The organism is Actinacidiphila cocklensis (assembly GCF_907177275.1).
Lineage (GTDB): Bacteria > Actinomycetota > Actinomycetes > Streptomycetales > Streptomycetaceae > Actinacidiphila > Actinacidiphila cocklensis.
Map to the genome: position 1 here is coordinate 159,172 of NZ_CAJSLV010000044.1, position 25,308 is coordinate 184,479.

Sequence of the window (25,308 nt, forward strand, 5' to 3'; positions counted from 1 at the left end):
GTCTCGGATTCCGGTAACCGGCGAATACTTGGCTGCACCATCCACTCATCGGAGGTGCGTCGACCGTGCGTCGCTGGATCATGCTCGCCCTGGGGACCGCGGCGCAGACGGCTGCCTGCGCGTTCGTCTACGGAATCCCGTACCTCGCCGACGACCTGCGCACCCAGCAGGACCTGAGCCTGACCCAGGTCGGCCTGCTGGTGTCCTGCCCGACGGTCGGCCTGGTGCTCGCGCTGTACGGGTGGGGCGCCGCGGCCGACCGGTGGGGCGAGCGGGTGGTCATCGCGGTCGGGCTCGGCGCGGCCGCCGGGGCGCTGGCCGGTGCCGCCTGGGGCGTGCACGGCATGGTGCCGCTCGGGGCGCTGCTGGTGGTGGCAGGCGCCGCGGGCGCGTCGGTCTACTCCGCGAGCGGGCGGCTGGTCATGGGGTGGTTCGCGGCGAGCGAGCGCGGCCTGGCCATGGGCATCAGGCAGACGTCCACCCCGCTGGGCATGGGCCTGGCCGCGCTGGCCATGCCGCCGCTGGCCGGGGCGCACGGGCTGCGCGGCGCCATCGGCTTCCTGGCCGTGCTGTGCGGGGTCATCGCCGTGCTGATCGCGCTCTTCGCCGCCGACCCCGCCAGGCCCGCCGCGAAGAGCGCGGAGCCCGCGCCCAACCCCTACCGCGGCTCGCGCCTGCTGTGGCGCATCCACGGCTCGGCAGCGCTGCTGGTCGTCCCGCAGTTCACCGCGGGCGCCTTCGCGCTGGTGCTGCTGGTGGACGTACGCGGCTGGTCCCCGGTGCACGCAGGCCAGCTGATCGCCGTCGGCCAGGGGCTGGGCGCGCTGTCCCGCATCCTGGTCGGCCGCTGGTCGGACCGGGTCGGCGAGCGGCTGCGGCCGATGCGGCAGCTGGCGGTCGTCACCGCGGCCGTTGTGGCCGGCGCTGCCCTCGCCACCGCCTTCCCCTCCCCGCTGACCGCCGCCGTGCTGGTGGCCGCGATCGCGATCACGGCCAGCACCAACGGGCTGTCCTTCACCTCCACCGCGGAGCACGCGGGTCCCGCCTGGTCGGGCCGCGCCCTCGGCGTCCACAACACCGGCCAGAACCTGACCGCCGCGGTCGTGCCGCCGCTGATGGCCGCGTTCATCTCGGCCACCGCCTACTGGCCCGGATTCGCCCTGGCCGCGGCGACCGCCTGCGCCTCAGCTGCCATCGTCCCGGTGACGCGTGCGGTGCCCGCCCGCCAGGCGGCAGACGGGACCCGTACGATTCCGGCATGACCGACCGGCGGATCGACACCCTCACCGACCTCCCCGCCGACACCGCGCAGGCGGTGCTCGACCTGATCGCCACCGCCGCCACGGCGGACGGGCAGCCCGCGGTGTCAGAGCAGGGCCGGCTGCACGTGCGCCGGGGCGGCCGGGAGGGGGTACGGCACCTGCTGCTGCGGTCCGGCGACGAGCTCGCCGGCTACGGGCAGATCGAGGACACCGACCCGGTCGAGGCGCCGGCCGCGGAGTTCGTGGTGCACCCCGAGCACCGGCTGCACGGGCACGGGCGGGCGCTCGGCGAGGCGCTGCTCGCCACCAGCGGGCACCGGCTGCGGGTGTGGGCGCACGGCGGCCACCCCGCGGCGCGGCACCTGTCCGTACAGCTCGGGCTCAAGCTCTTCCGCGAGCTGCGGCAGCTGCGGATGCCGCTGGCGGCGGCAGGCGCGGGCCTCCCCGAGCCGGTGCTGCCCGCCGGGGTGACCGTGCGGACGTTCCGGCCCGGCGAGGACGACGCGGACTGGCTCGCCGTCAACGCGGCCGCCTTCGCTCACCACCCCGAGCAGGGCTCGCTCACGCAGCGGGACCTCGACGACCGCAAGGCCGAACCGTGGTTCGACCCGGCCGGCTTCTTCCTGGCCTTCCGCGGCACCACCCTGGTCGGCTTCCACTGGACGAAGGTCCACGCCGATCTGGGGCTCGGCGAGGTGTACGTCGTCGGTGTCGCCCCCGCCGAGCAGGGCAGCGGCCTCGGCCGCGCCCTCACCACGATCGGCCTCCGCCACCTCGCCGCGGACCGCGGCCTCCCCGGCGTCCTCCTCTACGTCGACGCGGACAACGCCCCTGCCGTGGCGGTATACGAACGCCTCGGCTTCACCACGTACGAACTCGACCTCATGTACCGCACGGAAACCTGACGCCTGCGGCGCGCCTGATGGGGGATTACCTCTCCCCCGTCGTGGCTGCTCGCGCAGTTCCTCGCGCCCCCAGGTGATTGCCCCTTGCGGAGCGTGCTTCGTCTACAGCTGCGTCGTGGCTTGTCGCGCAGTTCCGCCCCCAGAGCTTCGCCTGGGGTACCCCCAGCGCCGCCTGGAGTGATTGCCCCTCGCGGTGGCGTTGCATTCTTCCCGCCTCTCCGGCGGGGCGCTCCGTTCTCCAACAGAGCTTCGCCTGGGGGTACCCCCACGCGCCCCTGAAAAACGCCCACCCTCTCCGCAGAGGGCAGCCCTGCCAGGAACAAACCCTGCGCGCAGGAGGACGCAGGCCAAAAGGCGCGCTGGGTGTACCTCCAGGCGAAACCCGGGGGGCGGAACTGCGCGCGCAACCCAACGCCGGGGGAAAGCCGACCGCCCACCGCAAGGGGCCACCCCCCGGAGGGGGAGGCGCCTCAGGTGGCACCCAGGACCGCGGAGGCGGAACATGTGTGCGGGAGGTCCCGCGGCGGGGCGACGGGGGCACCCCGAGGAATCCCCGCAACCTCGCCGGAGGTGCTGCGCTTGCCTGACGGCAATGCTCTCGTTACCAGCGGTTCAACCACCCTTGCAAGCATCTCAGGATGCAGCCCGCTGCCCCCCACTGCTCACCCCCGCCCGACCTGCCGAAACCCTCGCCGGCACGAGACAATGGAGTGACGGCTGCTGGCCGCCTGACGGGGGGTGTCGGCCGCGCGTACGACGTGCCGGAACCGGAGGAGGGCTCGCGCACCATGGCCCAGACGAATCACCCCAGCGTCCCAGCCCAGCCCCAGAAGAGGGCCGGCGAGGGCACCACCGATGTGTTCGGCACCTTCCGGCCGCGGGTCGTACCCGACCTGGAGCCGGAGCCGCCAGGCCTCGACGCGGCCAGCGAGGAGTTCGGCGCGGAGCTGCCGCAGGGTCGCTTCCTGGACCGGGAACGCAGCTGGCTGGCCTTCAACGAGCGGGTGCTCGAACTGGCCGAGGACCCGGCCACCCCGCTCCTCGAACGGGCTAATTACCTGGCGATATTCGCCAGCAACCTGGACGAGTTCTTCATGGTCAGGGTCGCCGGGCTGAAGCGCCGGATGGCCACCGGGGTCGCGACCAGGTCGGCGTCCGGGCTGCAGCCCAGGGACGTCCTGGACCTGATACTGACCCGTTCCAGGGAACTCATGGCCAGGCACGCCGCCTGCTTCCAGAACGACGTCGCCCCGCAGCTGGCGGACGAGGGCATCCACGTCATCCGCTGGGGCGAGCTGACCGAGAAGGAGCAGGCGCGGCTCGCGACGCTGTTCCGGCAGCAGATCTTCCCGGTGCTGACCCCGCTGGCCGTGGACCCGGCGCACCCCTTCCCGTACATCTCGGGCCTGTCGCTGAACCTCGCGGTGGTGGTGCGCAACCCCGTCTCCGGCCACGAGCACTTCGCGCGGGTGAAGGTGCCGCCGATCCTGTCCCGCTTCCTGGAGGCCGGGCCGCAGCGCTACGTCCCGCTGGAGGACGTGATCGCCGCGCACCTGGAGGAGCTGTTCCCCGGCATGGACGTGCTCGACCACCACATGTTCCGGGTGACCAGGAACGAGGACCTGGAGGTCGAGGAGGACGACGCGGAGAACCTGCTCCAGGCGCTGGAGAAGGAGCTGATGCGGCGCCGCTTCGGACCGCCGGTGCGCCTGGAGGTGGAGGAGTCGATCGCCCCCCGGGTGCTCGACCTGCTGGTGCACGAGCTGAAGATGAAGCACACCGAGGTCTACCCGCTGCCCGGGCCGCTCGACCTGACGGGCCTGTTCGCGATCGCCGGCCTGGACCGCCCGGAGCTGAAGTTCCAGCGGTTCATCGCGGGCACCCACCGCGACCTGGCCGAGGTGGAGTCCGCGTCACCGCCGGACATCTTCGCGGCGATGCGGGAGCGGGACATCCTGCTGCACCACCCGTACGACTCGTTCTCCACGTCCGTGCAGGCCTTCCTGGACCAGGCGGCCGCCGACCCCGACGTCCTGGCCATCAAGCAGACCCTCTACCGCACTTCGGGCGACTCGCCGATAGTCGACGCGCTGATCGACGCGGCCGAGGCGGGCAAGCAGGTCCTGGTGCTGGTCGAGATCAAGGCGCGCTTCGACGAGCAGGCCAACATCAAGTGGGCGAGAAAGCTCGAAGAGGCCGGCTGCCACGTCGTCTACGGCCTGGTCGGCCTCAAGACGCACTGCAAGCTGTCGCTGGTGGTCAGGCAGGAGGGCGACACGCTGCGCCGCTACAGCCACGTCGGCACCGGCAACTACCACCCCAAGACGGCCAGGCTCTACGAGGACCTGGGCCTGCTGACCGCCGACCCGCAGGTCGGGGCGGACCTCTCGCACCTGTTCAACCGGCTGTCCGGCTACTCGCGGCGCGCCACGTACAACAGGCTGCTGGTCGCCCCGCGCAGCCTGCGCGACGGCCTGGTCTCCCGGATCATGGCGGAGATCGAGCACCAGAAGGCCGGCAGGCCCGCGTTCGTCCGCATCAAGGTCAACTCCATCGTGGACGAGGCGCTGATCGACGCGCTCTACCGGGCCTCGCAGGCCGGCGTCCCGGTGGACATCTGGGTCCGCGGGATCTGCGCGGTACGGCCGGGTGTGGCCGGGCTGTCGGAGAACATCAGGATCCGCAGCGTCCTGGGGCGGTTCCTCGAACACTCCCGGGTGTTCGCGTTCGGCAACGGCGGCGAGCCGGAAGTGTGGTTCGGCAGCGCCGACATGATGCACCGTAACCTCGACCGCCGCATCGAGGCGCTGGTCAGGGTCGCCGACCCGGCCCACCGCGCCACCCTCAACCGCCTGCTGGAGACCGGGATGTCGGACAGCACGTCCTCCTGGCACCTGGCGGCTGACGGCGACTGGACCCGGCACAGCACCGACGCCGAGGGGCGCCCGCTGCGCAACGTCCAGGAGATGCTCATCGACGCCCGGAGGCGCCGGCGTGGCCCATCAGCAGCTACCTGACCGGCTGCCGTCGCAGCGCAGCCACACTCCGCCGGGCAGGCCCGGCGGCAGCTCACCGGCAGACAACGGGGACACGGGGACCAGCACCAGCATGAACGCCGAACCGTACGACGCCACGCCGCCGGGCGGCGGCACCGCGGGTGAGGTGCTGACCCGCTACCTGCACGAGCGCGCCGCCGCCTTCCTGCGCGGGCTGAGCCTGCGCGGCGAGAACGAGGCAGAGGCCGACGCGCTGCTGCGCGGCAGCGCCCGCAGGATCGGCGGGGTGCTGCACATCTACGGGCCGCTGACCGACCCCGGCTGGGCCGAGCCGCTGCGGGCCGAGCTGGGCTGGCTGACCACGACGCTGGGCCGCGAGCCGCAGTACGCCGCCCGGCTGGCCCGGCTGCTCGACGCGCTGCGGCGGCTGTCGGTCAGCGTCGAGGAGCAGGAGGCCGTCACGGTGGGCGGCCCGCCGCCGCCCGCGCCCTCCGGCGGCGGACCGCTGGCGCTGGGCGCGGCCCGCGCGGGTGCACTGCTGGAGCGCCAGCTGACGCTGGCAAGGACCCGCGCGCACTCGGCGTCGCTCCAGGCGATGGGCTCCGCCCGCTTCCACGCGCTGGCCGACGCGATCGCCGTGCTGGTCTCGGACGTCCCGCTGGCGCCGGCCGCCGCGGCCCCGGCCGCCTCGGTCATGCCGCCGCTGGCCGCGCAGGCGTACAGGCTGCTCGCCGACGCCGCCGCCGCGCTGCCGCTGCACCGGGCGGCGCACCCGTACAACGCCGACGCCGTGCAGGCCTCGCTGGGCGCCGACCTCACCGCCGACCTGCAGGACGCGCCCTGGCACCAGGTCCGCATCCTGCTGCGGCTGAGCCGCTACGCCGCCGAGGTGAGCCGGCCCGAGGGCGACGCGGCCGACCGGCAGCGGCTCGCGGACGCGGCGACGGTGCTCGGGCGGCACCGGGCGGCGGCGGAGTCCGCGTCCGCGGTCGCCACCGCGGCCCGTACCCCGCGGATAGCGCCGGCGACCGCCTACGCGCTGGGCGTGCTGCACGCCGACCAGCGGCACGAGGTCGAGGCGGCCCGCTTCGCCTTCTCCCGCCTGTGGCAGCCCGCGGTTCCGGGGCCGCGCGGGCAGTGAACGGCGAGAGCGCGGCCGTACGGGCGGCCGGCGTGGTGCTCTGGCGCACCGCACCGGCGGGCGTCGAGATCGCCCTGATCCACCGGCCGCGGTACGACGACTGGAGCCTGCCCAAGGGGAAGCTGAAGCGGGGCGAGGAGTTCGCCGACGCGGCGCTGCGGGAGACCCGCGAGGAGACGGGCCTGGCCTGCGACCTCGGCCCGGCGCTGCCCGCGACGCACTACCTGGTGGACGGCCGGCCCAAGGAGGTCCGCTACTGGGCCGCACGGGCGCACGCGGGCGCCTTCGTCGCCAACACGGAGGTGGACGCGATGGTCTGGCTCCCCCCGTCCGCGGCCCGCCACCGCCTCACCCACGACCGCGACCGCCCCCTCGTCGACGCACTCCTGCTGGCGCTGGCCTGAGCGGGTGAGCCTCCCCCGGGCACGGGGTCTGTGCGGCTCCCCTTCCGCAAAGGGGGTGCGCCTTCCCCGGGCGGGTGGGCTATGCGACTTCCCTTGCGCAGGAGGGTGCGCCTTCCCCGGGCACGGGGTCTGTGCGGCTCCCCTTCCGCAAGGGGGCAACCCCCAGGGGCGCGGGGAACTGCGCGACCATCCCCCAGAGCTTCGCATGGGAGGTGCCCCCACCACCGGAGCGCGGGTCGTCACCGGCCCGAAGGGGCTGTTCGGTCCGCGCCGGACCACCGGCAAGTGGGTGGCTGAGCGCGCAGTTCCCCGCGCCCCATCAGGCGCCGCCCAGGCATGAGCTCCCCCTGCACAGGGGGAACGCACGCCCCACGCGGGTGGGGACCACCCCGGGCTGACGGGTGAGGTTCACCCGGCGTTCACCCTCTCCCGTTGGTCGCTTCACCTGATCTGCCTAATTTCGGCCTTACCGGTGAGCACCAGCCGCCGGAGGACGAATGCTTCGCCGTCGTCGGCGGGCTCTCGGAAGGAACACACGAAGGTGAAGCTTCAGCGTAAGAGCGGGCTGCGGGCCCTGACCGTCGGCGCGGTCGCGATTACCGGTGCGCTCGTCCTGTCGGCCTGCGGTTCGGACGACAACAGCGACAGCAGCAGCACGCCGAGCGCCTCGGCCAGCGGTTCGAGCAGCGCGGCGGGCGGCACCAACGCGGCGGGGATCTCCTGCGCGCCCGGCAAGATCCTCTCCTCGGGTTCGACCGCGCAGCAGAACGCGATCGAGTCCTGGGTCAAGGACTACCAGCAGGCCTGCAGCGGCTCGACGATCAACTACAAGCCGTCCTCCTCCGGCGAGGGCATCATCGACTTCAACAACGGCACGGACGCCTTCGCCGGCTCCGACTCGCCGCTGAAGCCCGAAGAGGTCGACAAGTCCAAGAGCGTCTGCACCGGCGGCCAGGGCATCAACATCCCGATGGTCGGCGGCCCGATCGCCATCGGCTACAACCTGCCCGGCGTGAACAACCTCGTGCTGAACGCCTCGACGCTGGCCCAGATCTTCAACGGCAAGATCACCACCTGGAACGACAAGGCGATCACCGCCCTCAACCCGGGTGCCACCCTGCCGAGCACCAAGATCCAGTCGGTCCACCGCCAGGACGACTCCGGCACCACCGACAACCTGACCAAGTACTTCAAGGGCGCCGCTCCGGCCGACTGGCCGTACGAGCACGCCAAGGCGTGGGCCGCCAAGGGCGGCCAGGCCGCTCCGAAGTCCGCGGGCGTCGCCGGCCTGGTGAAGCAGACCGAGGGCTCGATCGGCTACTTCGAGCTGTCCTACGCGACCGCCAGCAGCATCCCCACGGTCAAGATCAACACCGGCGCCTCCGCCCCGGTCGAGGCCACCACCGCCAACGCCTCCGCGGGCATCGCCCAGGCGAAGGTCATCGGCACCGGCTCGGACCTCGCGCTCGACCTGGGTGCCGCGTACACCACCAAGGCGGACAACGCCTACCCGATCGTCCTGGTGACGTACGAGATCGCCTGCGACAAGGGCAACAAGGCCGACACCCTGCCGCTGACCAAGTCCTTCCTGAACTACATCGCCAGCGACGCCGGCCAGGCCAAGCTCACGTCGGCCGGCTACGCGCCGCTGCCGACCGAGATCGCCACGAAGGTCCGCACCACCATCTCCGCCCTTTCCTGATCCAAGCGCGGCGGGTCCCGCGGCCGACGGCCGCGGGACCCTCCGCGTATCCGGTGCACCGCCGCCGGGGGAGCGCGCTCCCCCACCCAGACCGGAGAAACCACTGATGACAACCACCGCTCCACCCGCCACACGGCCCGAACCGCATCGGGCCGCCAAGACCGTCTCCCGGCCGGGCGACCGGATCTTCGCCGGCCTCGCCCGCGGCTCCGGCATCCTGCTGCTCGTGGTGATGGCCGCCATCGCGGTCTTCCTCACCGTCCGCGCGGCCCACGCGATCTCCAAGGACCACGGCAACTTCCTGACCACCTTCGAGTGGACGCCCAGCCTGAACCCGCCGGTCTTCGGCATCGCGGTCCTGGCCTACGGCACCGTGGTCAGCTCGATCATCGCGATGGCCATCGCGGTGCCGATCGCGATCGGCATCGCCCTGTTCATCACCCACTACGCACCGCGCCGCCTGGGCGGTCCGATCGCCTACGTGATCGACCTGCTCGCCGCGGTGCCCAGCATCGTCTACGGCCTGTGGGGCGCGCTCTTCCTGGTGCCGCACCTGCGGGGCGTCAACCTCTGGCTGGACCACTACTTCGGCTGGACCTACATCTTCCACAAGGAAGACCCGAACTCCGCGGCCCGCTCGCTGTTCACGGTGGGCATCCTGCTGGCGATCATGATCCTGCCGATCATCACCAACGTCAGCCGCGAAGTGATCAACCAGGTGCCGAAGATGCACGAGGAGGCGGCGCTCGCGCTCGGCGCGACCCGCTGGGAGGTCATCCGCCTGTCGGTGCTGCCCTTCGCCCGCTCCGGCATCATCAGCGCCTCGATGCTGGGTCTGGGCCGCGCGCTCGGCGAGACCATGGCGGTCGCCACCGTGCTGTCCGCCTCGCCGACGCTGTCCGGGCACCTCCTGGACCCGGTCGGCGGCACCTTCTCGCAGAACATCGTCGCCAAGTTCGGTGAGGCCGACGACTTCGGCCGGGACGCGCTGATCGCGTCCGGCCTTGTGCTGTTCCTGATCACCCTGCTGGTCAACGGCGCCGCGCGGATCATCATCCAGCGGCGGAAGGAATACTCGGGGGCCAACGCATGAGCGACACGGTTATCGACGCCACGGCCGCCGCCGGCAAGCCCGCCACCCCCCGGCTCGCCTCCCGGCACCTGCCGCGCTGGAGCCCGCTCGCCATCGCCGCAGGCGCCATCGCGATCGCCGTGGCGATCGGCGCGGGCGCAGGGCTGACCAGCCACATCCAGTGGGGCCTGATCGCGCTGGCGCTCTTCGTCGCCGGCTCCTACGCCATCACCGCACGGGTCGAGGGCCGCCGGCAGGCCAAGGACCGGGTGGCCACCAGCCTGGTCTGGTCGAGCTTCATCCTCGCCGTCGTCCCGCTGTACTCGCTGGTCGAGACCACGATCAGCAAGGGCGTCGGGGTGCTGGACGGCACCTTCCTCACCCACTCGATGAACAACGTGCTGACCATCCAGCCCGGCGGCGGCGTCTACCACGCCATCATCGGCACCCTGGAGCAGGTCGGCATCGCCACCGTCATCGCCGCCCCGCTGGGCATGCTCACCGCGATCTACCTGGTGGAGTACGGCAAGGGCCGGCTCGCCAAGTGGGTGACCTTCTTCGTCGACGTCATGACCGGCATCCCGTCGATCGTGGCCGGTCTGTTCATCCTGTCGGTCTGGTTCGTGGCCCTCGGCAAGGCCCCGGCGTCCGGCTTCGCCGGCTCGCTCGCGCTCGCCCTGCTGATGATGCCGGTCGTGGTGCGCTCCACCGAGGAGATGCTCAAGCTGGTGCCGAACGAGCTGCGCGAGGCCTCGCTGGCGCTGGGCGTCCCGAAGTGGCGCACCACCGTCAAGGTGGTCCTGCCCACGGCCGTCGGCGGCATCACCACCGGCATCATGCTGGCGATCGCGCGTATCGCGGGCGAGAGCGCCCCGATCGCCCTGCTGGTCTTCGGCAGCGCCGCGATCAACACCAACCCGTTCAAGGACCCGCAGTCGTCGCTGCCGTACTACATCTTCGAGCAGTACAACAACGGCAACCAGCCCAGCTACGACCGCGCGTGGGGGGCCGCCCTGGTCCTCATCGCGTTCGTGATGATCCTGAACCTCGTCGCCCGGGTCATCTCCCGCTGGAAGGCGCCCAAGGCCGGTCGCTGACGCGGCCCCCACCAGCAGTCAGCAGACCGCCCGCAGAAAAGAAGTGATCCCCATGGCCAAACGCATCGACATCAGCGGCCTGTCCGCGTACTACAGCGCCTTCAAGGCGATCGACGACATCTCCATGACCATCGAGCCCGGCTCCGTGACGGCCTTCATCGGCCCGTCCGGCTGCGGCAAGTCGACCTTCCTGCGCACCCTGAACCGGATGCACGAGGTCACCCCCGGCGGCCGCGTCGAGGGCAAGGTGCTGCTCGACGACGAGAACCTGTACGGCTCGGGCGTCGACCCGGTGACCGTGCGCCGCACCGTGGGCATGGTCTTCCAGCGGCCCAACCCGTTCCCCACCATGTCGATCTTCGACAACGTGGCGGCGGGCCTGAAGCTCAACGGCGTCCGCAAGAAGAACGAGCTGAACGACATCGTCGAGCGCTCCCTCAAGGGCGCCAACCTGTGGAACGAGGTCAAGGACCGGCTGAACAAGCCCGGCTCCGGCCTGTCCGGCGGCCAGCAGCAGCGGCTGTGCATCGCCCGCGCCATCGCGGTCGAGCCGCAGGTGCTGCTGATGGACGAGCCGTGCTCCGCGCTCGACCCGATCTCGACCCTGGCGATCGAGGACCTGATCGGCGAGCTGAAGAGCCGGTACACCATCGTCATCGTGACCCACAACATGCAGCAGGCCGCCCGCGTGTCGGACCGTACGGCCTTCTTCAACCTGGCGGCCGTCGGCCAGCCCGGCAAGCTCATCGAGATCGACGACACCGAGCGGATCTTCTCCAACCCGTCCGTGCAGGCCACCGAGGACTACATCTCCGGCCGCTTCGGATAACCAGGACCGCCGTGCGGTGCTGCATGGCGGTGCCACCGCAGGGCGCAGGCCCCGCCCCCTTCACCGGGGGCGGGGCCTGATCCGTCGTACGGCTCGGCTGAGGTGGGTCAGAAGACCAGCCGGAGGATCTCGTAGCAGGCGGCGGCCACCAGAGCCGCGGCCGGCATGGTGATGAACCAGCCCGCGACGATGTTCTTGGCGACGCCCCAGCGGACCGCCTTGACCCGCCGGGTCGCGCCGACGCCCATGATCGAGGACGTGATCACGTGGGTGGTGGAGACCGGCGCCTGGAAGATGTACGCGGTCGCGTAGAGGATCGACGCGGACGTCGTCTCGGCCGCGAAGCCCTGCGGCGGGTCCAGGTCGATGATCCGCCGGCCCAGGGTGCGCATGATCCGCCAGCCGCCCGCGTACGTACCCAGCGACATCATCGCCGCGCACACGAACTTGACCCAGATCGGGATGCCGAAGCCCTTGGACGGGTCGTTGATGACCAGCGCGAGCACGACGACACCCATCGTCTTCTGCGCGTCCTGCAGGCCGTGCCCCAGCGCCATGCCGGCCGCCGAGACGGTCTGCGCGATACGGAACCCGCGCTTGGCCTTGTGCGGGTTGGCGCGGCGGAAGAACCACAGGATGGCCAGCATCACCAGGTAGCCCAGGACCAGGCCGACCGCGGGCGACAGGAACATCGGGATGATGACCTTGTCGACCACCCCCGACCAGTGCACGGTCGTGCCGCCGGCCAGCGCAGCGCCGACCAGGCCGCCGAACAGCGCGTGGCTGGAACTCGACGGTAGGCCGAAGTACCAGGTGACCAGGTTCCAGGCGATCGCACCGGCCAGCGCCGCGAAGAGGATGGCCATGCCCGAGCGGCCCTCGGGCGTCGCGATCAGGCCCTTGCTGACCGTATTGGCCACTCCGCTGCCCAGGAACGCGCCGGCCAGGTTCATCACGGCGGCCATCGCGAGCGCCGCCTTGGGCGTCAGGGCCCGGGTCGAGACCGAGGTGGCGATGGCGTTCGCCGAGTCGTGGAAGCCGTTGGTATAGGTGAAGAAGAGCGCCACCGCGATGGTGACGATCAGAACGAAGGTGTCCACGTAGGTCAGGACTCCTTGACCGCGATGGTCTCCACCGTGTTCGCCACGTGCTCGAAAGCGTCCGCGGCCTCCTCCAGCACGTCCACGATCTGCTTGAGCTTGAGCACCTCGATGGCGTCGTACTTGCCGTTGAAGAGCTGGGCGAGCAGCTTGCGGTGGATCTGGTCGGCCTGGTTCTCCAGCCGGTTGACCTCGATCCAGTACTCCGTGAGGTTGGACATGGTCCGCAGGTTCGGCATCGCCTCGGCGGTCAGCTCCGCGGCCCTGGCCAGCACCTCGATCTGCTGCTCGACGCCCTTGGGCAGCTCCTCCACGTTGTAGAGGACGACGAGGTCGACGGCCTCCTCCATGAAGTCCATGATGTCGTCGAGCGAACCGGCGAGGGTGTAGATGTCCTCCCGGTCGAAGGGCGTGATGAAGGAGGAGTTCAGCTGGTGGAAGATCGCGTGGGTCGCGTCGTCCCCCGCGTGCTCAGCCGCCCGCATCCTCTCGGCGATCTCGGTACGGGTAGCCGAATCGGCTCCGAGCAGTTCCATGAGGAGCTTCGAACCGGTGACGATGTTGTCCGCGGACGCGGCGAACATGTCGTAGAAGCTCGTCTCCCTGGGGGTCAGACGAAAGCGCACGTGGGTTCCTCGGCATACATCGGAGTCGGTCTCGTTGATGCTAGGCGCAACATCCGGCCACAGCTAACCGGCGTCATCCAGTGTCGCCCATGGGACAGAGTCCCCCTCACGGGGGATGCGTCGCACACACTACCGATTCGGTAACATATACCCACCAGGGGTATAAGGGACAGAGAGGGCGGGCGGCGGGATGACGGACACGGCGGCGGAGACGGCAGTGACACAAGCAGCGGCGGGCTCAGCGCCGGGATCGACGGGTTCGGCAGCAGACGAGATTGTGTCGCCGCAGGGCCCGCATGGCTATAGCCACGACAAGGAGTCCCACCTCAAACGCCTGCGGAGGATCGAGGGCCAGATCCGCGGCCTCCAGCGGATGGTCGAGCAGGACGTCTACTGCATCGACATCCTGACCCAGGTCTCGGCCAGCACCAAGGGGCTGCAGTCCTTCGCGCTGCAGCTCCTGGAGGAGCACCTGCGGCACTGCGTGGCCGCGGCGGCGGTCGGCGGCGGCCCCGAGATCGACGAGAAGGTCGCCGAGGCGACGGCGGCGATAGCGCGGCTGCTGCGTACCTAGGGCCGGCCCTGGGGCGGGTCCTAGTGCGCGGGGCAGCGGTCGACTTCGAGTACCTCGTCGATGCGGGCGAAGCTCAGCCGCTCCTCGTCGGCGGTGGACGCGGCGATGATCAGCTCCCCGCACAGCTCGATCTCGGCGAGGGCCACCGGGTCGTCCTGGACCGTGGCTCCGGGCGACGGCACCATATCCGCACCACCTCCTCCGCCAAGCGTCCCGTCCAACGGCCGCCATCCAGCGTAGGGACCTCCTTGCCCCGGCGCATGGCACGGAAGGACCATTTCCCGCACCCCCCGCCCGGGCGGAGGGCGGCCGTGCGGCGGCCAGGGTGGATCCGCAGGGTCCCGCACTAGGAAGAAACGATCTTGCCGGCCCAGATGTCGTCCCCCCGGGGCGTGGCGAACGCCACCAGCGCGCCGAAGCCGTCGAAGACCGTGGTCGACACCACACCCACCCCGCTTCCCTTGGCGCCGAAGGTGAAGTGCTCGGTGAGCCGGCGCAGCCGGCCCTCCGCGTCGAGCCACGCGTCGAACGGCACCCGGGTGACGGCGAAGCCGCCGGCCGCCGCGGTGAGCGCCCCCGACGTGCCCGGCGCCGCGGCGCGGGCGGCCCGCGCGATGTCCGCGACGCCGCGGTAGTGGCGTACCGGCGTACCGCCCAGCGCCTCCTCGCCGACCAGGACCACCTGCTGGGCGCCGCGCAGCAGTTCCGCCGCGGCCAGCGGCTCGGTGGCGCCGCCGGTGACGAGGTTGCCGTCCGGCAGCGCCGTGGTGTCGACCCGTACCCACTTGCCCGCCGGCACCCCCGCACCGCGGTCCTTCATGTACAGCGCGCCGGGCGTCATCACCTCGGTGACCGGCCTGTGCTCCTCCGCGCCCGCGGCGTCCCTGGGCAGCACCAGGATCAGTTCGCCCTGCCGTCTGGCGTAGTCGAAGCGGCCGGTACCGGTGACGGTGACCCAGGTGCCGCCGCTGGCCATCCGCATCGACGTCTCCACCAGCGAGCTGCCGGCCCGCACCAGGGCGTCGGCGGCGTCCCACACAGCCGCCGACGCGTCGCCGCCGGCGTCCTTCGCACCGCCCGGCCGGGCCTCGGCCGCCGCGGGCTCGCCGCCCGCCGCGGCACCGTGCTGCACGCACCCCGTGACCAGCGCCACCGCGCAGCCTGCCGCGGCCGCCGCCGTCGCCGCACGCCGGAGCCGCCCCGCGGCCGGCGTCCCTACCGCCGGGGGCGTCGCCCCCGTGGACATCGCAGCCACCATCCCTGAACCATCCCGTCCGCGCCTCGGCCTCACCTCGGTAACGACGGTCGGAAGCGCACCGTCACGCCCGTTACGGTGGTGAGGTGCTCGAGTTCTGTACCGTCCAGGAGACGGCGGCCGCCGACCATCGGACGTCCGTCGTCGAGCGGGGCTCCTTCGCCAGCGCCCACTGCTCCTGCGGCTGGAAGGGGCCCGCCCGCAGAGCCCGCGACCGGGCCAGGCGCGACGCCCAGGAGCACGCCGGCGGCTGATCGCCGCCGCCCGCCGCGCACCGCAACCAGCACCCCCGCCGCCACGTCTGGACTTGCAGAGTCCCCACAGGAAATGCGGCGGTGAAGCACGTGAACGAGTCGTCGGCCCCCCAGGCCCAGGCCAGTGCCCCGATACGGCGGCGTACGGCCCTCACGGCGGGCGGCGGCGCCCTCGCCGCGACCTGGCTGACCGGCTGCGGCCCGGCCGGCGGTGACAGCGGCGGCGACGGCAAGGCGCCCCCGCCGCGCACCACCACCGCGGCGCCCGCCACCCGGACCCCCAGCCCCGGCTTCTCGCCGGTCGCCGCCGACTGGCCCGCCCTCGGCTCCGCCCTGCACGGCCGGCTGGTCCGCCCGAAGGACGCCGCCTACGCCACCGACCGGCGGCTGTACAACACCCGCTTCGACCACCTGCGCCCGGCCGCCATCGCGCACGTCAGCGGCGCCGACGACATCCGCCGCTGCCTGGACTTCGCCCACCGCACCGCGACCACGCCCGTCGTGCGCAGCGGCGGCCACTCCTACGCCGGCTGGTCCAGCGGCGACGGCAAGCTGGTCATCGACGTCTCCGAGCTGAACTCGATCCGGCTCGACGGCACCACGGCCACCGTCGGCGCCGGGGCCAAACTCATCGACGTCTACGCCACGCTCGGCAAGCAGGGCAGGACGATCCCGGCCGGCTCCTGCCCCTCCGTCGGCGTCTCCGGGCTCACACTGGGCGGCGGCCACGGCGTGATGAGCCGCTCCATGGGCCTGACCTGCGACAATCTCATCGGCGCCACGCTGATCACCGCGGACGGCACGACCCACGAGGTCTCCGCCGACCAGGAACCCGACATCTTCTGGGCACTGCGCGGCGCGGGCTGCGGCAACTTCGGCGTCGTCACCTCGCTGCGCTTCTCCACCCACCCGGTGCCCGAGGTCGTCACCGGCTACCTGACCTGGCCGTGGGGCCGGGCCGCCGAGGTGCTCACCGCCTGGCAGGGCTGGGGTCCCGACCAGCCGGACCACCTCTGGTCGGCGCTGCACCTGGACTGCGCCCCGGGCGGCTCACCGACCGTCTCCGTCGCGATGCTGTCCACCGGTTCGAAGTCCGACCTGTCCGCGGCCGCCGACCGCCTCGCCGACGCCGCCGGCGCCCCGGCCTCCTCGGTCTCGCTGCACCCGCACACCTACCTGGAGGCGATGTTCGCCTACGCGGGCTGCTCGGGACAGTCCGCCGCCCAGTGCCACCTGGCGCCCGAGGGCCACCTGGGCCGAGACACCTACACCGCCCGCTCCGACTTCTACGACACCGACCTGCCGGCCGCCGGCGTCAGCGCCCTGCTCTCGCAGGTCGAACGGCTGGCGAGCGCCTCGGGCGGCGGCGCGGGCAGCATCGCGCTGACCGCACTGGGCGGCGCGGTCAACCGGGTCTCCCCCACCGCGACCGCCTTCAGCCACCGCGGCTCGCGCTTCCTGGCGCAGTACCTGGCCTCCGCGGCCCTGTCGACGACCTCCTGGCTGGACACCACCCACGACGCGATGCGCCGCTACGCCTCGGGCGGCGCCTACCAGAACTACACCGACCCGGCCCTCACCGACTGGCGTACCGCCTACTACGGGCAGAACGCCGGCCGGCTCGCCGCGCTCAAGCGAACCCTCGACCCGCAGCGGCTCTTCGACTTCCCGCAGGCCCTGTGACGGCTCGCGGCCGGACGCGAACGGCCGGAAGCCGCCTTGACGGCGACCGGCCCGAGCGGTCTCACGCTGCCAGGTCCTTGTCCGCGGCGCTGTGCCAGCGGTGCGGCGAGGAGGCGCGCGGCGGCCGGCCGTAGGGCGCGGGCCGCGCGACGACCAGGAAGGCCGCCCGGCCGCGGGCCAGCCTCGTGGTCAGCGCGGTGAGCAGGGCCAGGGCGAGCGGGGCGAGCAGCAGCGCGGTGGCGGCGCCGAGCGCGAAGCCGCCGACGACGTCGGTCGGGTAGTGCGCACCCAGGTAGACCTGCGCGAAGCCCTCGGCCACCGCGACGCCTATCGCGACGGCTCCCGCGGCGCGGCTGACCATGAACAGCCCGACGGCGACCGCCGCGGCGAGCGCGACGTGGTCGCTGACGAAGGACGCGGTGTGGTGGCCGCGCACCAGCACGTCGAGGCCGTCGTGGTCGACGTACGGTCGCGGCCGCTGCACCAGCGCGCGTACGGAGATGTTGAGCAGCAGGGCGATGCCCGCGGCGAGGCAGGACCACAGGACGCCCGCGACCGCGGCGGGCGCGTCGGCCGAGCGCCGGGCCACCCGCCACCAGCACCATCCGGCCAGCAGCGCGGTCAGGGCGATCAGGCCGTAGCCGCCGAGCAGTTCGACGGCCCGGTCGACGCCGCGCGGTGCCTGCTTGGCGAGTTCGTTGATGGAGCGGAGCAGGGTGATGTCGGGGTTCGTGCTGTCACTGGCGACCTCTGCCATGGCGGTGGTACCCCTTACCACTAGCAACTGACCGTACCTCAGCGGTTCGGCACGTCTGCAACCCCCGTCGCTTGCGTACCAACCCATTGTCGCCCGTACAACGGCCGACACGGTACGTAGCGTTCCGGTCTTCGCCAGAAGATCACCATGCTGTTATCCAAGGGTGACCAGCGAACCCGCATGAACGTCAGGCGTGGGCCAGGAGGTGACGTTCCGTTCAGGCCGCGGCCACCGGAAGCGCCGCCGCGCCCGCCTGGGTGACCCGGGTCGCGCCGATGAAGTCGGGCGTGTCGATCCGGTCGAAGCGGATCACCGCACCGGTGTGCGGGGCGTCGATCATGTAGCCGCCGCCGACGTAGAGCCCGACGTGGTGGATCGAGCGCGGGTCGTCCAGGTTGTGGGCGAAGAAGACCAGATCGCCGGGCAGCATCTCGTTCCTGCCCGGGTGCGCGCCGGCGTTCCACTGGTCGTTGGCGACCCGCGGCAGGGTGATGCCCACCGAGGCGTACGCCGCCTGCGTCAGCCCCGAGCAGTCGAACCGCCCGCCCTGCGCCGCTGTCCCCTCGCCGCCCCACAGATAAGGGGTGCCGATCCGGGTCTGCGCGAAGTAGATCGCCCCGGCCGCCTGCTGCGACGGCCGCACGGTGCCGACCGGCGCGGCGAAGCTCTTCTCCAGGGTGCGGATGGTCGTCACGTAGTTCTGCGTCTCGCGGTACGGCGGCACCCCGCCGTGCTGGATGACGGCGTACGCCCCGGCGTTGTAGGCCGCCAGCATGTTGTCCGTGTTGTCCCCGGGGACGTCCTTCACATACCGGGCCAGGTCGCAGTCGTAGGTCGCGGCCGACGGGATCGCGTCCTGCGGGTCCCAGACGTCGGCCTTGCCGTCGCCGTTGCCGTCGATCCCGTGGGTGGCCCAGGTGCCGGGGATGAACTGGGCGATGCCCTGTGCCTGCGCACCGCTCTGCGCGCGCGGGTCCCAGCCGCTCTCCTGGTAGAGCTGCGCGGCCAGCAGCGCCGGATTCAGCGCCGGGCACAGACTGCCCCACTTCTGCACGATCGGCTGGTAGACGTCCGGCACCGCGCCCTTGGCCAGCCGCACCGCACCGCCGGAGCCGCCGCCCGCCAGGCCGGCCGCCGCCGAGTACGTCCCGACGACCAGCAGGGCCATGAAGGAGAAGAGCAGCCCACCGCCGAAGATGACGGCCAGCCAGACCTTACGCGCCATCAGTGCCGCCTCCCCTTCCGCACCCTGTCCGCCGCACCGTTCTCACCATGCAGGAACACACGTTCCTATCGTTGCCCTGCGGTTATGCTCGTGATACACAGAGTAGTCATCCATGTCCCATCGAACACCGGTCCGCGTACCAGTCTGACGGCTCCGGGCCGGATCACACGGACGATCCGCCGAGAAAGTCGCCCAGCGGCGCGCAACAGCGGAAACGTCGGTCAAGATAGATGCTGGCCCCTTGCGCCCCGGCAGGGGAGCCAACTGACAGAGCGGGGTGGTGAGTTACATGTTCGTGGCAGCCCCAAAGGGCGACATCAACACCATCATCGGCGGCATCGCACCGGACTGGGGACCTTTCGGGTCCCTGGGCCAGGAAGCGCGTGTGATGATCGAGGTGGTCATGGCGGTGGCGATCCTGCTGTGCCTGGCCATGGCGATCTGGGGTGCGGCGAAGCAGCGGATCGGCGCGACCGCGCTGCGCGACACGTTCAGCGCGGAGCAGGGCAAGGGATTGATCATCGCCGGGCTGACCGGCGTGTTCATCATCGGATCGCTCGGCACGCTGTTCACCATCGTCTACGGAATGGCCGTGTAGCCGGGCGCACCCGCCGCCCGCCCGCCGGCCGCTGCCCTGCCAAGTCCCCAGGAGCCCGTCCCAGGCTCCACCTTCCCACCCGAGGCTGCGTGCTGATGCCCACTCGACCAAGCAGCGGAGCCGTCCGCCCGACGCGGTGCTCCCGCGCGCCCGCGGCGCCCCGAGGGGCGGCCGCGCGATGAGTCTCGGCCAGGACGGACCCCCGACCAGGACCCGGATGCCCGAGGGCCACACGACCCACGGCGGCGGCACCCGCCGCCCGCAGCCCCGGCGTGCCCTGGTCACCGTGGTGGGCATCGTCGTCCTGCTGATCGCCGCCCTGGCCTTCGCCAACCGCGGTGACCACCCCTCAGCCGGCGGCGGCAGTACCGGCGGCGGCACCTCGGGCGGCGGCACCGGCTCCCACGGCTCCGACGCCGCGCCCACCGCGCCGACCGGCCAGAAGCCCGTCGACGGCAAGGGCGGCGCGGGCATCCCGGCCGGCTTCGCGCACACCGACCAGGGCGCGCAGTCCGCGGCGGCCAACTACGCGGTGGCGCTGGGCTCCGCCGACATGTTCAACACCGACCGCAGGCACCGCATCGTCAGCTCGATCTACGACCCCGCCGTCAGCGCCGGTCTGCAGACCAGCCTGGACCAGGCATACGCGGGCGCGGCCCTGAAGAGCCTCGGCCTCACCGCCGACGGGACCGCGCCGGCCGGCTTCACCTTCGTCTCCCGCACGGTGCCGATCGGCACCAAGGTCACCTCCGGCTCCGGTGCCGGCTCCGCCGACGCCAAATCCGTCGAGGTGTGGTGCACCGACCTGGTCGGCCTGGCCGGCTCCGGCTCCACCAAGCCGGTCAGCACCGCCTGGTTCACCATCACCGAGCAGCTGGTCTGGTCCAACGGCGACTGGAAGATCCGCTCCTCCAGTCAGAAGGACGGCCCCGCCCCGGTCGCCGCCGACAACCAGGCCGCCTCCGCCGACGAAATCGCCGGCGCGGTCCGGGACTACGGAGGGTTCACGTATGCCAGGTAGCAGCCGCACCCGACGTCAGAACCGCACCCGGCGCGGACCCGCCGCCCGCCGCTGGTCCGTACCCGCCACGCTGACCGTCCTGACCGCCGCCGCGGTCACGCTGTCCTCCCGCGCGGCGCTGGCGGCCACCGCGACGCCCTCCCCGCCCGGCGCCACTCCCACGACGGCGCCGCCCGACAGCAGCGCCTGCGACGGCCTGATCGGCGCCGCCAAGGACTACTGCACCAAGGGCGACGCCAACGCCCCGGCCAAGGGCACCAACCCGACCGACACCCTCGACCCGCTCACCTCGCTCGCCAAGGGCTGCGCCAACGCCGCCTCGTGGACGATCGACAAGCTGTCGGCCGCCGTGACGAAGACGACGCAGGTGGACTTCACCAACACCGCGTTCCTGCGGCAGTACGCCGTGGTCTTCGCGGCGTCCACGATCCTGACGCTGATCCTGTGGCTGCTGGCGGTGGCCAAGCGGGCGGTGCGCGGGGCGCCGATGACCGAGGCGCTGACGGAGGCGGTCGGCTTCCTGTGGCTGACGGTGCTGGCGTCGGCCTTCACCCCGCTGATCCTCTACACCGTGGTCTCGGCGACCGACGCGGTCACCGACGTGGTGTCCTCGGGCACCAAGTCCGACACCCAGGTCTTCTTCGGTTCCTTCTCCGGCGCCCTGACCAAGGGCACCGACATCGGCGGCGGCCCGATCATGCTGATCGTGGTGTCGATGGTCTCGGTGCTCGCGGCCGGCGTGCTCTGGCTCGAACTCGTCATCAGGGCGGCGCTGCTGTACGTCGGCGCGCTGCTGGGCACCGCGGTCTACGCGGGCCTGGTGGACAAGAACATGTGGCACCACGTCAGGCGCTGGGCCGGCATCATGATCGCGGTGATCCTGGTGAAACCGGTGATCGTGATCGTGCTGGGCCTGGCCGGCGCGCTGTCCTCCTCCGACGACGGACCCGACGCCTTCTCCGCGGTCGTCTCCGGCCTGGCCATCATCCTGCTGGCGATCTTCGCGAGCTTCATGATCTACCGCTTCGTCCCGGGCTTCGGCGACGACGTGGTCAGCCTGCGCAACAGCCGCAAGGCCAGCGGCCAGAGCCAGGCCGCCGCGGTCATCTCCTCGCCCGCCGCACTGGTCAAGCAGGGCATCAAGACGCACAGCGCCCGCGGCGGCCCGCAGGAGCAGGCCCAGGGCGGCGGGCCGCAGCCGTCGAACGCGGTGGCAGGCGGCATGGCCGCGCACAGCTCACGCGGCGGCCAGAGCGGCGGCGGCGCCGCCGCACCGCCCCCGCGGCCCGGCGGTGGCGGCCAGGGCGGCGGAGGCGGCCTCGGCTCGCCCTTCCGGGCGAACCAGGGATCGAACAACGGCACGCAGGGAGGTGATCGCGGGTGACGACCCAGCCCTTCACCCAGCCGCGCCGCACCTATCTGATCGGCAAGGCACGACCCAACGCGATCGTGGGGAAGAACCGCGAGACCGGCGAGATCGTGCTGATCGTGCTCGGCGCGGGACTCGGCATGCTCAACGGCCTGCTGGTGCCGATACTGCTGCTGCGGATCGTCGGCCTGATCGGCTGGCCGTTGCTCGCACTGGCCGCGGTCTTCCTGCCCTACCGGCGGCGCACCTTCTACCGCTGGTTCGAGATCAACCGCACCTACCGCCGTACGCTGCGGGTCTCGCCCACCTACCGCTCGTCGGTGCAGGAGGCGGGCACCGCGCTGGACGGGCGGGAGATCGAGGTGGGTCCGCCGCCGGGGATCGGGCGGATCAGCTGGCTGGCAGCGCCGTTCGGCCCGGACGAGATCGCGGTGCTGCTGCACGTGGACCGGCGTACGGTGACGGCGGCCATCGAGATCGAGGGTCCCGGTGTCGGCCTGCGGGACAGCGAGGACCAGGAAGCCCTGGTGGAACGCTTCGGCACGCTGCTCAAGCACGTGGCGAACGGCGACGGCTTCGTCACCCGCCTGCAGATGCTGGCCCGTACGCTGCCCGCCGACCCCGACGCGCACGCCAAGGACGTCGCCCAGCGCGGCGACCCGGACGCGGACCGGTGGCTCAAGGAGTCCTACGAGCAGCTCCAGTCGATGGTGTCGACGTCGTCCGAGCAGCACCGGGCGTACCTGGTGGCGTGCATGCACTTCACCCGCGAGCTGGCCGCCGAGGGCAACGCGATGGCCCGCGCGACGGTGGTGCGCGGCACCAAGGTCGACAAGGACGCGGGCCTGGCCGCGGTGATGGCCCGTGAGCTGACCGACATCTGCGCCCGGCTCGCCGAGGCCGACATCCGGGTCAGGCAGCCGCTGGGCCAGGCGCGGCTGGCGTCGCTGGTGCACTCGATGTACGACCCGGACCACCCGATCGACCACATCCAGGCGATGACCAGGCGCAACGCCTGGCCGGCCGAACTGGACGCGACCGAGCCGACCTTCCTGCAGGCCAAGACCCGCGAGTCGATGACCCGTGCGCCCTGGCACCATTCGACGGCCTGGATCAAGGAGTGGCCGCTGACGCCGGTCGGGGTGAACTTCCTGGCCCCGCTGCTGGTGCACACCCCCGACGTGATCCGTACGGTCGCGGTGACGATGGACCTGGAGCCGACGGACGTCGCGATCGAGCGGATGCTGACCGAGAAGACCAACGACGACGCCGAGGCCAGCCGTGCCGCGAAGATGAACCGGGTGGTGGACCCGCGGGACATCGCCCACCACGGCCGGATCGACCAGCGCGGCGAGGACCTGGCCAGCGGCGCGGCGGGAGTGAACCTGGTGGGGTACATCACCGTCTCGTCGCGCTCCCCCGAAGCGCTGGCGCGCGACAAGCGCACCATCCGTGCTTCCGCCGGTAAGTCGTATTTGAAGCTTGAGTGGTGCGATCGTGAGCACCACCGGGCATTCGTCAATACGTTGCCGTTCGCGACCGGCATCCGCCGCTAGTCGTCGTCACGAGGAGGCCATCGCCATGCCCATGCTGGACCCTCTTGCGGCGCTCACCGACGCGTTCACCAGCTTCCTCTTCGGCCGGGTCGAGTCGACCCGGCTGCCGGTGCGGACCTCCACGGGTCAGGCGCAGGCGGTCTACCTGCCGACCGCCGCGCCGGGACTCGGCGACTCCGGAGTGATCATCGGGCGCGAGGTCTACTCGGGCAAGGGCTACATCTACGACCCCTTCCAGCTCTACGGCCAGCAGCTGCCGGCCCCGCACTGGCTGGTACTCGGCGAGTCCGGCAACGGCAAGTCGGCGCTGGAGAAGACCTACGTGCTGCGCCAACTGCGCTTCCGCGACCGGCAGGTGGTGGTGCTCGACGCGCAGGGCGAGGACGGCGTCGGCGAGTGGAACCTGATCGCCAGGGCGATGGGCCTGACCCCGATCCGGCTGGACCCGATGGCGGCCCTCGACGGCGGCATCAAGCTCAACCCGCTGGACCCGGCGATCACCGTGACCGGCCAGCTGGCGCTGCTGCGCACCATCATCGAGGTGGCGATGGGCCGCGGCCTGGACGAGCGGTCCGGTTTCGCGCTGAAGGTCGCGCACGCCTTTGTCGCCGAGACGGTGACGGAGCGCCAGCCGATCCTGACCGACATCGTCGACCGGCTGCGGCACCCGATGCCGGAGTCCGCCGAGGCGATGAACGTCGACCTGGACGACGTGCGCGCCTGGGGCCTGGACGTGGCCCTGGTGCTCGACCGGCTGGTCGACGGCGACCTGCGCGGCATGTTCGACGGGCCGACGAGCGCGGGCATCGACCTGGACTCGCCGCTGATCGTCTTCGACCTGTCGCACATCGACCGCAACTCCATCGCGATGCCCATCCTGATGGCGATCGTCGGGGTGTGGCTGGAGCACACCTGGATCCGCCCCGACCGGAGGAAGCGCATCTTCCTGGTCGAGGAGGCCTGGCACATCATCAACTCGCCCTTCGTGGCGCAGCTCTTCCAGCGGCTGCTGAAGTTCGGCCGCCGGCTGGGACTGTCCTTCGTGGCCGTCGTCCACCACCTGTCCGACGTGGTCGACGGGGCCGCGGCGAAGGAGGCCGCCGCGATCCTGAAGATGGCCTCCACCCGCACCATCTACGCCCAGAAGGCCGACGAGGCGCGGGCGACCGGGCGGGTGCTCGGGCTGCCGCGCTGGGCGGTGGAGATCATCCCGACGCTGACCCCCGGCATCGCCGTGTGGGACGTCAACGGCAATGTGCAGGTGGTCAAGCACCTGATCACCGAGAGCGAACGCCCGCTGGTCTTCACCGACCGCGCCATGACCGAGTCCTCGGTGGAGCACGCCGCCGACATGGCCGCGGAGGCGGAAGCCGAGGCCGAGGCCCGCGCGGAGGCCCATGCAGCGGCCCAGGTCGCCCTCGCCAAGCAATTGGCCGACGACGCGGTGGCGTGACATGGCGGCGCAGAAACGGGAGCAGAGCGGTGGCCTGCCCGACGGGCTGATCGTCGGCATCATCGCGTTCCTGCTGGGCGTCACCCTGCTGGTGTGGACGGCGACCGGCATCGCGGGGGTGCTCTCGCACGGGGCGTGGCCGGGCGACGTGCACTTCACCCGCACCCCGCGGGCCATGCGCGCGCTGATCGGGCAGCCGCACGACGTCCCGGCGGCCTGGCCCGACGCGAAGCCCGGCGAGCTGCCGGGTGCGGGGCTGTTCTGGGGGAACTTCATCGGGCAGTTCATGGTGCTGATCACCGTCGCGGTGTGGGTGCTGAACGTCCTGGCGCGGCTGCGCACCCGCGGCGAGCGCCGCGGACCCCGCCCGCAGGCGGCTCCCGAGCCGGCCGCTGCCGCCGCGCCGGCGGCCGCGGCGGTGCCCTCGCC

General features: G+C 71.8%; 23 protein-coding genes and 1 pseudogene. 18 read left to right on the forward strand and 6 right to left on the reverse strand.

The genetic code is table 11. The features are described from left to right. Positions 1–65 precede the first annotated feature (65 nt). From NFU81_RS08455 to pstB, 9 genes are all read left to right on the forward strand, one after another. Positions 66–1,262 (forward strand): MFS transporter, encoded by a 1,197-nt coding sequence (locus NFU81_RS08455; protein WP_251486806.1) that lies wholly within the window; start codon positions 66–68, stop codon positions 1,260–1,262. Continuing rightward, on the forward strand, positions 1,259–2,167 hold the full coding sequence (mshD, locus tag NFU81_RS08460) for a mycothiol synthase (RefSeq protein ID WP_251486808.1): 909 nt from the start codon (positions 1,259–1,261) through the stop codon (positions 2,165–2,167). Before NFU81_RS08455 ends, mshD begins: the two co-directional genes overlap by 4 nt. A 788-nt stretch (positions 2,168–2,955) precedes the next feature. Further along, positions 2,956–5,184, forward strand: coding sequence for an RNA degradosome polyphosphate kinase (locus NFU81_RS08465; RefSeq protein ID WP_251486811.1), 2,229 nt, complete (start codon positions 2,956–2,958; stop codon positions 5,182–5,184). A 91-nt stretch (positions 5,185–5,275) separates the two neighbouring features. Continuing rightward, the gene (locus NFU81_RS08470; RefSeq protein ID WP_251486814.1) at positions 5,276–6,304 is read left to right on the forward strand and encodes a CHAD domain-containing protein; all 1,029 of its coding nucleotides are present in this window, start codon (positions 5,276–5,278) and stop codon (positions 6,302–6,304) included. Continuing rightward, positions 6,301–6,708 (forward strand): NUDIX hydrolase, encoded by a 408-nt coding sequence (locus NFU81_RS08475; protein WP_251486816.1) that lies wholly within the window; start codon positions 6,301–6,303, stop codon positions 6,706–6,708. The genes NFU81_RS08470 and NFU81_RS08475 overlap by 4 nt, the downstream gene beginning before the upstream one ends. A gap of 541 nt (positions 6,709–7,249) precedes the next feature. Further along, complete coding sequence (gene pstS, locus NFU81_RS08480) at positions 7,250–8,410, forward strand: phosphate ABC transporter substrate-binding protein PstS (RefSeq protein ID WP_251486819.1); 1,161 nt, start codon at positions 7,250–7,252, stop codon at positions 8,408–8,410. Between the two features lie 106 nt (positions 8,411–8,516). Further along, the gene (gene pstC / locus NFU81_RS08485) at positions 8,517–9,503 is read left to right on the forward strand and encodes a phosphate ABC transporter permease subunit PstC (RefSeq protein ID WP_251486822.1); all 987 of its coding nucleotides are present in this window, start codon (positions 8,517–8,519) and stop codon (positions 9,501–9,503) included. Next, positions 9,500–10,579, forward strand: coding sequence for a phosphate ABC transporter permease PstA (gene pstA / locus NFU81_RS08490; RefSeq protein WP_251486824.1), 1,080 nt, complete (start codon positions 9,500–9,502; stop codon positions 10,577–10,579). Before pstC ends, pstA begins: the two co-directional genes overlap by 4 nt. Positions 10,580–10,631: 52 nt before the next feature. Beyond that, complete coding sequence (gene pstB, locus NFU81_RS08495) at positions 10,632–11,408, forward strand: phosphate ABC transporter ATP-binding protein PstB (protein WP_251486833.1); 777 nt, start codon at positions 10,632–10,634, stop codon at positions 11,406–11,408. A gap of 107 nt (positions 11,409–11,515) precedes the next feature. On the opposite strand, the gene NFU81_RS08500 is transcribed toward pstB, so the two are convergent. Both NFU81_RS08500 and NFU81_RS08505 read right to left on the reverse strand, forming a co-directional pair. Then, the gene (locus NFU81_RS08500; RefSeq protein WP_251486842.1) at positions 11,516–12,508 is read right to left on the reverse strand and encodes an inorganic phosphate transporter; all 993 of its coding nucleotides are present in this window, start codon (positions 12,506–12,508) and stop codon (positions 11,516–11,518) included. A gap of 5 nt (positions 12,509–12,513) precedes the next feature. Next, positions 12,514–13,134 (reverse strand): DUF47 domain-containing protein, encoded by a 621-nt coding sequence (locus NFU81_RS08505; protein ID WP_033174016.1) that lies wholly within the window; start codon positions 13,132–13,134, stop codon positions 12,514–12,516. A 190-nt stretch (positions 13,135–13,324) separates the two neighbouring features. Here NFU81_RS08505 and NFU81_RS08510 point away from each other — a divergent pair, with 190 nt between their 5' ends. Beyond that, a complete protein-coding gene (locus tag NFU81_RS08510; protein WP_251486844.1) occupies positions 13,325–13,708 on the forward strand; it encodes a metal-sensitive transcriptional regulator in 384 nt (127 codons plus the stop codon). Positions 13,709–13,728: 20 nt separating this feature from the next. Here the strand turns inward: NFU81_RS08510 and NFU81_RS08515 are convergent, their stop codons facing one another. After that, positions 13,729–13,893, reverse strand: coding sequence for a hypothetical protein (locus NFU81_RS08515; RefSeq protein ID WP_251486846.1), 165 nt, complete (start codon positions 13,891–13,893; stop codon positions 13,729–13,731). A gap of 161 nt (positions 13,894–14,054) precedes the next feature. Then, positions 14,055–14,954 (reverse strand): SCO4651 family lipoprotein, encoded by a 900-nt coding sequence (locus tag NFU81_RS08520; RefSeq protein WP_251486848.1) that lies wholly within the window; start codon positions 14,952–14,954, stop codon positions 14,055–14,057. Between the two features lie 95 nt (positions 14,955–15,049). Between NFU81_RS08520 and NFU81_RS08525 the strand changes: the two genes are divergently transcribed. Beyond that, on the forward strand, positions 15,050–15,217 hold the full coding sequence (locus NFU81_RS08525) for a hypothetical protein (RefSeq protein ID WP_251486850.1): 168 nt from the start codon (positions 15,050–15,052) through the stop codon (positions 15,215–15,217). Positions 15,218–15,298: 81 nt separating this feature from the next. Beyond that, on the forward strand, positions 15,299–16,900 hold the full coding sequence (locus NFU81_RS08530; RefSeq protein WP_251486853.1) for an FAD-binding oxidoreductase: 1,602 nt from the start codon (positions 15,299–15,301) through the stop codon (positions 16,898–16,900). Between the two features lie 61 nt (positions 16,901–16,961). Here NFU81_RS08530 and NFU81_RS08535 read toward each other — a convergent pair whose 3' ends face one another. Then, complete coding sequence (locus NFU81_RS08535; protein WP_251486855.1) at positions 16,962–17,657, reverse strand: phosphatase PAP2 family protein; 696 nt, start codon at positions 17,655–17,657, stop codon at positions 16,962–16,964. Positions 17,658–17,874: 217 nt separating this feature from the next. Beyond that, entirely contained in the window at positions 17,875–18,882 is a 1,008-nt protein-coding gene (locus NFU81_RS08540) for a bifunctional lytic transglycosylase/C40 family peptidase (RefSeq protein WP_251486857.1), read from the reverse strand. Positions 18,883–19,171: 289 nt separating this feature from the next. On the opposite strand from NFU81_RS08540, the gene NFU81_RS08545 reads away from it, so the two are divergent. The 6 genes and pseudogenes from NFU81_RS08545 to NFU81_RS08570 form a co-directional block, all read left to right on the forward strand. Continuing rightward, on the forward strand, positions 19,172–19,480 hold the full coding sequence (locus NFU81_RS08545; RefSeq protein WP_031524459.1) for a hypothetical protein: 309 nt from the start codon (positions 19,172–19,174) through the stop codon (positions 19,478–19,480). A gap of 178 nt (positions 19,481–19,658) precedes the next feature. Further along, positions 19,659–20,501: a hypothetical protein gene (locus NFU81_RS08550; protein ID WP_251486860.1), complete on the forward strand. Its 843-nt coding sequence runs from the start codon at positions 19,659–19,661 to the stop codon at positions 20,499–20,501. Continuing rightward, positions 20,491–21,885: a hypothetical protein gene (locus NFU81_RS08555; RefSeq protein ID WP_251486862.1), complete on the forward strand. Its 1,395-nt coding sequence runs from the start codon at positions 20,491–20,493 to the stop codon at positions 21,883–21,885. Before NFU81_RS08550 ends, NFU81_RS08555 begins: the two co-directional genes overlap by 11 nt. After that, a complete protein-coding gene (locus NFU81_RS08560) occupies positions 21,882–23,426 on the forward strand; it encodes an SCO6880 family protein (protein WP_251486865.1) in 1,545 nt (514 codons plus the stop codon). Before NFU81_RS08555 ends, NFU81_RS08560 begins: the two co-directional genes overlap by 4 nt. A 31-nt stretch (positions 23,427–23,457) precedes the next feature. After that, complete coding sequence (locus tag NFU81_RS08565; protein ID WP_251486900.1) at positions 23,458–24,879, forward strand: ATP-binding protein; 1,422 nt, start codon at positions 23,458–23,460, stop codon at positions 24,877–24,879. 1 nt (position 24,880) lies between these two features. Beyond that, positions 24,881–25,308: pseudogene (locus NFU81_RS08570) on the forward strand (type VI secretion protein); the annotation flags it as partial.

What these genes read in the sequence shown, in the direction of transcription:
- mshD (WP_251486808.1), top strand. Translation starts at nt 1,259, where the DNA reads ATGACCGACCGGCGGATCGACACCCTCACCGACCTCCCCGCCGACACC.
- NFU81_RS08465 (WP_251486811.1), top strand. Translation starts at nt 2,956, where the DNA reads ATGGCCCAGACGAATCACCCCAGCGTCCCAGCCCAGCCCCAGAAGAGG.
- NFU81_RS08470 (WP_251486814.1), top strand. Translation starts at nt 5,276, where the DNA reads ATGAACGCCGAACCGTACGACGCCACGCCGCCGGGCGGCGGCACCGCG.
- pstC (WP_251486822.1), top strand. Translation starts at nt 8,517, where the DNA reads ATGACAACCACCGCTCCACCCGCCACACGGCCCGAACCGCATCGGGCC.
- pstA (WP_251486824.1), top strand. Translation starts at nt 9,500, where the DNA reads ATGAGCGACACGGTTATCGACGCCACGGCCGCCGCCGGCAAGCCCGCC.
- pstB (WP_251486833.1), top strand. Translation starts at nt 10,632, where the DNA reads ATGGCCAAACGCATCGACATCAGCGGCCTGTCCGCGTACTACAGCGCC.
- NFU81_RS08510 (WP_251486844.1), top strand. Translation starts at nt 13,325, where the DNA reads ATGACGGACACGGCGGCGGAGACGGCAGTGACACAAGCAGCGGCGGGC.
- NFU81_RS08515 (WP_251486846.1), bottom strand. Translation starts at nt 13,893, where the DNA reads ATGGTGCCGTCGCCCGGAGCCACGGTCCAGGACGACCCGGTGGCCCTC.
- NFU81_RS08520 (WP_251486848.1), bottom strand. Translation starts at nt 14,954, where the DNA reads ATGTCCACGGGGGCGACGCCCCCGGCGGTAGGGACGCCGGCCGCGGGG.
- NFU81_RS08535 (WP_251486855.1), bottom strand. Translation starts at nt 17,657, where the DNA reads ATGGCAGAGGTCGCCAGTGACAGCACGAACCCCGACATCACCCTGCTC.
- NFU81_RS08540 (WP_251486857.1), bottom strand. Translation starts at nt 18,882, where the DNA reads ATGGCGCGTAAGGTCTGGCTGGCCGTCATCTTCGGCGGTGGGCTGCTC.
- NFU81_RS08545 (WP_031524459.1), top strand. Translation starts at nt 19,172, where the DNA reads ATGTTCGTGGCAGCCCCAAAGGGCGACATCAACACCATCATCGGCGGC.
- NFU81_RS08550 (WP_251486860.1), top strand. Translation starts at nt 19,659, where the DNA reads ATGAGTCTCGGCCAGGACGGACCCCCGACCAGGACCCGGATGCCCGAG.
- NFU81_RS08555 (WP_251486862.1), top strand. Translation starts at nt 20,491, where the DNA reads ATGCCAGGTAGCAGCCGCACCCGACGTCAGAACCGCACCCGGCGCGGA.
- NFU81_RS08565 (WP_251486900.1), top strand. Translation starts at nt 23,458, where the DNA reads ATGCTGGACCCTCTTGCGGCGCTCACCGACGCGTTCACCAGCTTCCTC.